This is a genomic window from Alkalidesulfovibrio alkalitolerans DSM 16529, assembly GCF_000422245.1.
Taxonomy (GTDB): Bacteria; Desulfobacterota; Desulfovibrionia; order Desulfovibrionales; family Desulfovibrionaceae; genus Alkalidesulfovibrio; species Alkalidesulfovibrio alkalitolerans.
The window spans coordinates 22,557-30,562 of sequence record NZ_ATHI01000013.1 but is presented as its reverse complement, the minus strand read 5'-3'; the positions used below and the strand labels follow the sequence as shown (position 1 = coordinate 30,562).

Here is an 8,006-nt window from a genome sequence, read left to right as displayed (position 1 = left end):
ATGTGTGGGATCGGCGCTTTTGCGGCAATGCAACGGCGCTTTTGACGCGACTCGTCAGAAGACCGCTTCGATGACTTCCCAGAGCATCTTGGTGGCGACAAGCAGCAAAAAGACCGCGAAGCAACGCTTGAGCGTCTTGACCGGCAGGGCGTGGGCAAGTTTCGCGCCGTAGGGAGCGGTGAGCACGCTCACGGCCGCGATGCCGATCATGGCGGGCAGATAGATGAAGCCCAGGGCGTAATCCGGCAGTCCGGGCGCTGAGAGGCCGTTGACGATGTAGCCGACGGTTCCGGCCAGAGCGATGGGAAAACCGATGGCGGCCGAGGTGCCGATGGCCTTGTGCAGGGGCACGTTGCACCAGCTCATGAAGGGCACGGAGAGCGTGCCGCCGCCGATGCCCACCAGCGCCGAGACCACGCCGATGATCCCGCCCGCGCCGGTCATCCCGGCCTTGCCCGGCAGTTGGCGCGTGGGCGCGGGCTTCAGGTCGAGCAGCATCTGCGCGCAGACGAAATACAGAAACATGGCGAAAAAGCCTTTGAGGAAGTTGGTGGACAGCGCGGCCGCGAGCCAGGTGCCGCCGAAGGTGCCGATGAGGATGCCCGGGGTGATGGTCGCCACGATCGTCCAGATCACGGCTCCGCGCCGGTGGTGGGCGCGGAAGCTGGAGATGGAGGTGAAGCAGATGGCGGCCAGCGAGGTGCCCAGCGCCATCTTCATGATGTACTCGGGCGGCAGCCCTTGCAGGGCGAAGAGATAGACGAGCGCGGGCACGACGACGATGCCGCCGCCAACGCCCAGAAGACCGGCGATGACGCCGGCGATCGCGCCGAACACGGGATAGATGAGCCAGGTGAGCATTGGGCCTCCGCGCGTACGGCCGGGTGGCGGGAAGCCCTTACGAGAGGAAGTCGCGCCTCGGCCTTGTTTGGTCAAACGATCAGCCGATAGGCCGAAACGCCGTTCAAGTCAAGGCGCGGCGTGTATGCGGTCGCTCCTGGAAACGAAGCGCTGCGATCGACAGCGCGTCGGATGGAATGAATGTGGACGTCAGCCTACCAGACGACCGCGGCCAGCTTGTAGTGGTCGCGCCGCGCGGCCAGGATGCGCCAGTTGCGGCCGCAGGCCTTGGCCCAGTGGTGGAAGGCGGCGAAATCGTCGCGCGGCTGGAAGTCGTCGAAGATCATAACCGTGCCACGCTTGATGACGCGGTTGAGCGTCATGAGCACGTAGAGCGTGGAACTGTAGAGGTCCGCGTCCAGGTGCAGCACGAGCTGGCGCTCGGGCGTGAATCCGGCCAGGAACGGTTCGAGCGTCTGGTTGAACCAGCCCTTGACGAAACTGCCGCGCGGGTCCGTGATGTTCGGGATGGCGCCGTTTTGCGAGAAGGCTCCCTTCCCGCGGTTCCCGGCGTGCCAATCCTCGGGCAGCCCCTCGAAGCTGTCGAAGCCCACGAAGCGGGACTCCGGGCAGGTGTTCAGCGAAAGCCAGTCGCGGAAGCTCTGGCCCCCGGCGACGCCGAACTCCAGATAGTCCACGGGCCGGTTTTTGAGCACATGGTCGTTGACATGGGCGTAAAGCAGGCGACGGTCCTTGTATTCGTAGTCGAAGGCCGGGTAGTCGCCCTGGTGCTCGCGCATGACCTCGGCGTGGATCAGACCGAAATACCCGTGTTCCCACGCGTTCTTGTCGCCGTTCAGGATGAGTCCCACGGCCGCGCCTATCTGTTGTTTGTCGAACATGTTCGTGTTCCCCTGGCTGACGGATGACCGACGCGGAAACGTCCGCGCGCATCTTCCAAGCAAGGAACGTGCCGCCAAGTGGGGCGCGATGGCGCGGCGCCCCGGGCGCAATCAGGGTTTGGAGGCCAGGGCCTGGATGTCGTCCAGATACGTCTGGGCGTTGTTCAGGTAGAAGGCCAGGGCGCGGCTGAACTGTCTGCCGAGCAGGCCGTTGACCAGGAGCAGGCTGATCTCCTTCTCGCGCCTGAGCACGTACTGCGAGAGCAGAAAGGCCTTGCGCTCGTCCTGGCTCATGGCCGCGAGCATCTGGCGCATGACCGTCCTCGCGCGCGGCTGGTACATCCAGAAATGCATGAAGTCCAGGGCGTTGACGATGACGATCTTGTCCAGGTCGCGATGCTCGTAGGACAGCGTCTCGATGATCGTCTCGGGCGATTCGAGGAGCTCCAGCATGTCCTCCTGGGGATAGAGGACCTCCAACAGGGCGTAGGTCTCGTAGACCTGGCGGAACTTCTCGCGCAGATCGCGCCTGCGCAGGGCCATGTTCGCGGCCCTGTCGGCCAGGCCTTCGATGACGCCCGCCACGCAGTCCGAGGCCAGCTTGGAGATGATCGCGGCCCACTTCTGCAGGACGTCGTTCACGGCGGCCACGCCGTAGGCCCCGAGGATGTTCCCGGCCACGGCGTTGAAGAGCACGGCCAGCGGGATGGAGAGGACGCTGCGGAAGAAGTTGCCGTACACGGCGGCGCGGGGCAGGCCGCGCAGGAGGTTGTGGCCCGAGAGATACAGGCCGTTGATCAGCCCCATGACCGCATAGAGCGTGAACGGATCGGTGGCTGTGGTCACGCCGAAGCCCCGCTCCAGAAGGAGCGTCTTGACCAGATAGTCGAGCAGCGGGACGGAGAAGCCGGTGAAGAGCAGCGAATCGGCCAGCCGGTCCCAGCTCACGTAGTTGTTCCAGCGCAAGAGCGGCGAACGCCAGAGTCCGCCGCCGCCCAGCACCGACTGGATGATGTTGCGAAGCCCGGTGATGCCGAACCAGATGAAGGGGCCAAGCCAGGCCAGCACCCACCAGTCCTTTGTCAGGGCGAAGGTCAGGGCGGCCGGGATGAACCCGAGCAGAACCTTGAGCCCGTTCTTCAGATGGCTGTTCATGTAGGTCCAGGAGAAGCCGGGACCCTTTCGCGCCGGCGCGGCCTCGAGCTGGGAGGCCGGAGGGTGGGCGCGCACGCCGCCCAGGGTGAAGACGTTGCCCTTGCCGTCCGGCGCGAGGCTGCATCCCCCCTTGATCCAACTCCGCCTGGCCTCGTGCCCCGGACCGCAGCCGGGAAAGACGCCTCGCAGCAGACGCAGGAAGGCGCCGGCCGCGCCGTTCGCCCGGCGCGGGGTGCAGACGGTCTGGGGCGTGACTTCGAGAAACAGTGGCAGGGGCTTGCGCAACTGGTGGCCGCGACGGCCCAAGGCCCGCCGGGCGCGCGTGGGAAGCGTCTCGGTCACCACCAGCCCCATGCCGTGACGGCGGCCCGATTGCCCCGTGGAGTCCGTGCCGATGCGCACCCTGAGGGTGCGTCTGCGGTAGAAAGCCAGGAAGATAGATATCTGGTCCAGGATGTCCGCCATGCGCGCGTGCGCCTCGCGGCTGCGCGGCGTGTCCTCCTGTTCGAGTTCGTCCATGGCTCGGCGCACGAACTTCTTGAACCGCACGGGGTTGGCGGAGTTTATGATCTCCTGCAACTCCAGGATCGCGGCCAGATCGGCCTGCGCGCCGCGTTCGTGGGTTCGCAGGTTGAAAATTTCCAGGTGGGTTATAGCGCCCCGGCAGTCGTAGAGCAGGAAGAGCACGTCCTGCACGGTCAACCCCGAGAGGTCCAGGGTGATCCAATTGTTCACGTGCAGCGACGCGATGCGCTCGCACAATTCCCGGGCCGTGAGCGAGAGGAGTTCTGGCGCCTCGGCGTTTTCAATGGGAGCGAAGGTGTTTTCGATGTCCGGATTGGCAGAGGGTTGCAGCCAGCGATCGACGATGGATTCCGCATCAACTTCCTCGGGCAGGCCGACCGCGTCGGCTCTTTCTCGGGCCGACTCGCCCCGTGCCTTGTCGATGCGCTGCCCGATGAAGTGGCCGAGGTGGTAGGTGGAGGGCTGCCCCGCGCCCACGTGGGCGGCAAAGCCCTCGTGCGTCAACTCGGGCAGGTCCACGCCGTATTCGCGGCCGATGCGCAGGCGAAGCTCGCGGTTGTACTTGTCGAGCACGCTCCAGACATAGCGCTGCTGGTAAAGCGAAACCTGGCGACCCTGCTCGCAGAATTCGCGCATGGCCGGCTTGCGCAGGAAATCCAGGAATTCGTCGCAATCGGTGAAGCCGCGCGGCGTCCACAGGAGTTTTGCGAAGCGCCCTTGATGCCGCGCTCTGAATTCGACTCCGACCCTGGCCGAGATGTTCATGATCACGGCCGCTTCGAGCAGTTCCTGGGCGGCATCGGGCTGAATGTGGTTGTAGGTCACCACCGTGAGCTTGCGGATGCCCTTGATCCAGGCGTCCATGACCAGGTGCGTGGGCGATTTGCGGCCCTTGGTGTTGGCGTCGTGCACATGGTCGTCGAAGCACATCTGATTCCACTCCTCGGGCATTTCGAGGAGATGGTGCTTGGCGAGCTCGGCACGGATGACCAAGGGCTTGCCTGTCACGGCACGACGGAAATCGTGGGCCAGTTCGAGCTGCCGCCGCGAATGCCCCTTGGCGCGGACGAGTTCCTTCATGATCTGCACGAGCACGCGCGCGGTGTTGATGCGCAGGGCGCTTTCCGGGGCCGAGAGCACCTCGTCGCGAAGGCCACGAAGCGCCGCGAGCCGGTCTTCGGCCTTGCCGCGTTCGAGCGACCCGAGCAGATGGATGACGGCGTAGGCGATGCGCAGCCCCTTGGAGGCGGAGAGCTCCTTGATGCCGTGCGGGTGCAGGTAGGGGGCCAGCAGCCGTTTCCAGGACGAACCGTGGCCGCGCGCGAGCACGTCGTTGACGATGCGCAAAAGCTCGTGATCCTGGGGGTCGAAGAGGATGCCGCCGGGTGCGGTCGTGGGCGCGTCGCTCATGGCTAACTCGCGTGTATCTCTTTTCGCGCTCGCGTTTGTGGTCCGGCAGCCGTATTTGCGTGAACGTATGACCACTCGTTCAATCTAAAGGGCTGCGTCCGGCATCGTCGCCACAAACATGTTATTATTGTAACAAGCTCGGGGTCAACTGCTTTGTGCGGCCGCGCCGGGGTGGGGAAGCGAGCCGCGAGGGCGGCGGAGGGTTCAGGCGAGGGTGTGCAGGCTGCCCGTGAGGTCTGCCACGAGAGAGGCTGTGGCTGGGCGCAGATCGGGGTCTTCCCAAAGGGAGGTGCACAGGTCGCACGGTCCGAGGAAGAGGCGGCCGGGATCGGCAAGTCCTCGTTCGACAAGCATTCCATGAACTCCGGCGGGGCCGCGCCAGGAGAGGATGTTGAGGAGCAGATCGCCGCGCATGTCGTGCAGAAGCGACAGGAGGGGCTCGCGCGTTGCGTCGCCCACGAGGCGTGCCCCTTCGCCGAAGCTGCAACAGGCGTAGAAAAGGCCGTCGTGAGTCACGGCCGGATATCGCAGGACTTTGTCGCAGGCGCCTTGCCAGGCGGCTGCGGGGCGGGACGTCGCATGGTCGCGCGACCGCACGCGGCCCGCGAGGACAAGCGCGCCGCGCGCTTGACGAAGCCTCGGGGAATCAAGGGCCTCTCCGATGACCCGGCGCGTTTCGTCCGGGGGCATGGCTCCGGGGCCGCGGTCGAGGATCTTGAGCACCACGCCGAGTCCGAGGGCCAGGGCCGCGCGCACGGCGTTTCCCACCCGCTCGGGGGGTACGAATTCCGCGTGGAAAAGATCGAGGCTCGTGACATAGGTGGTGAGACCGAGGGAGACCAGGGGAGACAAGCACTTCATGGCCGCGGCCTCGGAGGTTGCGAAGAAGCTGTTGCTGACCAGTTCCGCTTCGAGCCCCAGTTCGTGAGAGGCGTGCAGGGTATCGCGCACGAGGTCGGGAAAAAGCATGGGCTCGCCCCCGGTCAACGAGACGCTGCGAAGGCTTTCGAGCCCGGCCGCCTCGACGAGGTAGCCGCGGGCATCCTTCACGCCCATGGTTCCCCCGGTCGTGGGAGCGCCCAAGACCCCGCAATGGCGACAGGCCGCGTTGCAGTTCCGGGTCAGACACAAAGAGAGTCCGACAGTCTCAACCATGACAGGCCCGTTTCGAGGTGTTCGAATAGTCGTCGAGAAGGGCGGCCAGATGCGGGCGGACGTCGGGGTTGAGAAAGAGATCGACGCATACGTCGCAGGTGGTGAAGTAGCGGTTGCGGGCACGAAGCCCCGGGACCCTTCTCTTAAGTTCGGCCAACACGGCCAACGGTCCTGCCTCGGCCAGGATGCACAGCAGAAGATCCGACCGCATGGCACGCAAAAGCGTTCCCGCGTCCGCGTCGCGCAGGTTCCCGACATGGGCGATGCGCTCCTCGGGGCCGCGCTCGGCGTCGCCGAAGCAGCAGCACGCGTAGAGGTCGCCGCTGGGGGCGAGCGAAGGCGTCGTCTGCACGAATCCGCAAGCGGCATCAAAGGATGCCTCGCAGTCCGTCTCGATGAATTCGTCGTCGGCCAGGAGCCGGGCTGCGCGGCCGACACGGATGGGGCCGAATTCGCGCACGATCACGCCGGAATCCTCGCCGGGCAGGCCGAGAATGCGGGGCGCTTCCTTCTTGGAGATGCTACCGGTTCGCGTGACGACCGTGTTCACGGTGACGAAAAGCCCAAGGTCGAGTCCCGCCTGGACCGCGTTGCGGACGAAGCCGGTCGGGCCATGGTTCGCGTGGAAGCCGTCCAGGCTCACGGTAAGCATGTAGAGCCCGAGGTCCTTCAGTTCGGAGAGGCGGCGGCGCGCAACGCCGGGCGAGGTGGCCCAGAAGGCGTTGGTCACGAGCCCTTGCGGGAGGCCGTGGTGGTCGTGGACATGCCGCATGAGGTCGGTGAGCAGTTCGGGAACCAGGAATGGTTCGCCGCCGGTGTACCCGACCGTGGCCACCTCGTCGGCGGCGACGCAGGCGTCGATGAATCCGGCGCAAGCGTCGAGGGAGGCGGTCTCCTTTCGCTCCGGGCCGCAGTCCGCGATGCAGTGGCGGCAGCGGTAGTTGCAGCGGTAGGTCAGCATCAGATTCAGGTTCAGGGGGCGGGGAGGTGTCATGGGGCGCGTGTCCTCGCAGGGGTGTCGGGTATTTTGGCCGTCAGGGCGCGCAGCGCCCTGGAGAGAGCCTTGCGCACGGGGGCCGTGGCCGAGATGTGGCCGCAGATGTCGCAGTTGCTGGCGAAGGCTTCGGGCAGTTCGATCGAGTCGTCGTGGTTTCTGGCGAGCGCCAGGAGCGCCGCCGGGCCGTATTCGGCCATTATGTTGAAGACCAGGCTTCCCTGGGCCCTGTTCAGGCACTCGGCAAACGAGGAGGTGCGAAGGTCGCCCACCAGGGCCAGCGCGGCCGGGCCGCGCGGGGAGGAGTCGCCGAACCCGCAGCAGGCGAAGACGCGCTCCTCCGGCGTGACCACCATGTTCCGGGTCACGTATTGGCAGGGATTGTTGGCGAAGGAGGCGAGAGGATGCAGTATCTGCTCCTCGGGGCTGATGGCTCTTTGGGCTCTGCCCGTGCGTAGCGGGCTCGACTCCTGTATCCACAATCCCCCCGGCGGCGGGTTGGCCGCGTCGATGCCGAGCATGGCGGCCGCCTCGGCGCGCCGGATGCCCCTGCCGCGCAGCGCAAGGACGTTGACCCCAAGGCGCACGCCGTTGTCCATGGCGAAGTGGGCCACGCGCCGGATGTTTTCCAGCGGGACGAAGGCCAGATGGAATTCGTCCAGGCTGACGATGAGTTCTTCGAGCCCCAGCCTGGCAAGAGGCGCGAGCCGCGCGCGCACCGCGTCGTCGGAGACGGCGAAGGAACAGTTGCTGACCACGCCGCCTGCAAGGCCGCGCGCGAATGCGGCGCTCATCAGGGTCAGCAGGTCGTCGTGGAAGAGGAACGGCTCGCCGCCGGAGTAGGCGATCATGCGCAAGGTGGGCTCGCGCCGGTGCGCCTCGTCGATGAGAGCCAGGGCGCGCTGGATCGACAACTTTCCCCGTCGGCCTGGGCCGCAGGTAAAGCCGCAATGCTCGCAGGCGACGCTGCAGCGCCAGGACAGGAAGAACGTCAGGGTGGAAAGGGGCAGCACTGTTCTTCCTTC

Annotated in this window: 6 protein-coding genes; all 6 read right to left on the bottom strand. The window is 65.9% G+C overall.

The window, feature by feature from the left end:
- Nucleotides 1–54: 54 nt before the first annotated feature.
- On the bottom strand, nt 55–861 hold the full coding sequence (locus DSAT_RS06685; protein ID WP_020886815.1) for a sulfite exporter TauE/SafE family protein: 807 nt from the start codon (nt 859–861) through the stop codon (nt 55–57).
- A gap of 194 nt (nt 862–1,055) precedes the next feature.
- Nucleotides 1,056–1,742: a TylF/MycF/NovP-related O-methyltransferase gene (locus DSAT_RS06680; protein ID WP_020886814.1), complete on the bottom strand. Its 687-nt coding sequence runs from the start codon at nt 1,740–1,742 to the stop codon at nt 1,056–1,058.
- A 111-nt stretch (nt 1,743–1,853) separates the two neighbouring features.
- Nucleotides 1,854–4,832 carry a hypothetical protein gene (locus DSAT_RS06675; protein WP_020886813.1) on the bottom strand — a complete coding sequence of 993 codons (2,979 nt, stop codon included), beginning with the start codon at nt 4,830–4,832 and terminating at the stop codon, nt 1,854–1,856.
- A gap of 204 nt (nt 4,833–5,036) precedes the next feature.
- On the bottom strand, nt 5,037–5,987 hold the full coding sequence (locus DSAT_RS15115) for a radical SAM protein (protein ID WP_161656096.1): 951 nt from the start codon (nt 5,985–5,987) through the stop codon (nt 5,037–5,039).
- Nucleotides 5,980–6,981, bottom strand: a complete 1,002-nt coding sequence (locus DSAT_RS15360; protein WP_020886811.1) for a radical SAM protein — start codon at nt 6,979–6,981, stop codon at nt 5,980–5,982. Before DSAT_RS15360 ends, DSAT_RS15115 begins: the two co-directional genes overlap by 8 nt.
- Nucleotides 6,978–7,994, bottom strand: coding sequence for a radical SAM protein (locus DSAT_RS06660; RefSeq protein WP_020886810.1), 1,017 nt, complete (start codon nt 7,992–7,994; stop codon nt 6,978–6,980). The genes DSAT_RS15360 and DSAT_RS06660 overlap by 4 nt, the downstream gene beginning before the upstream one ends.
- Between the last annotated feature and the right edge of the window lie 12 nt (nt 7,995–8,006).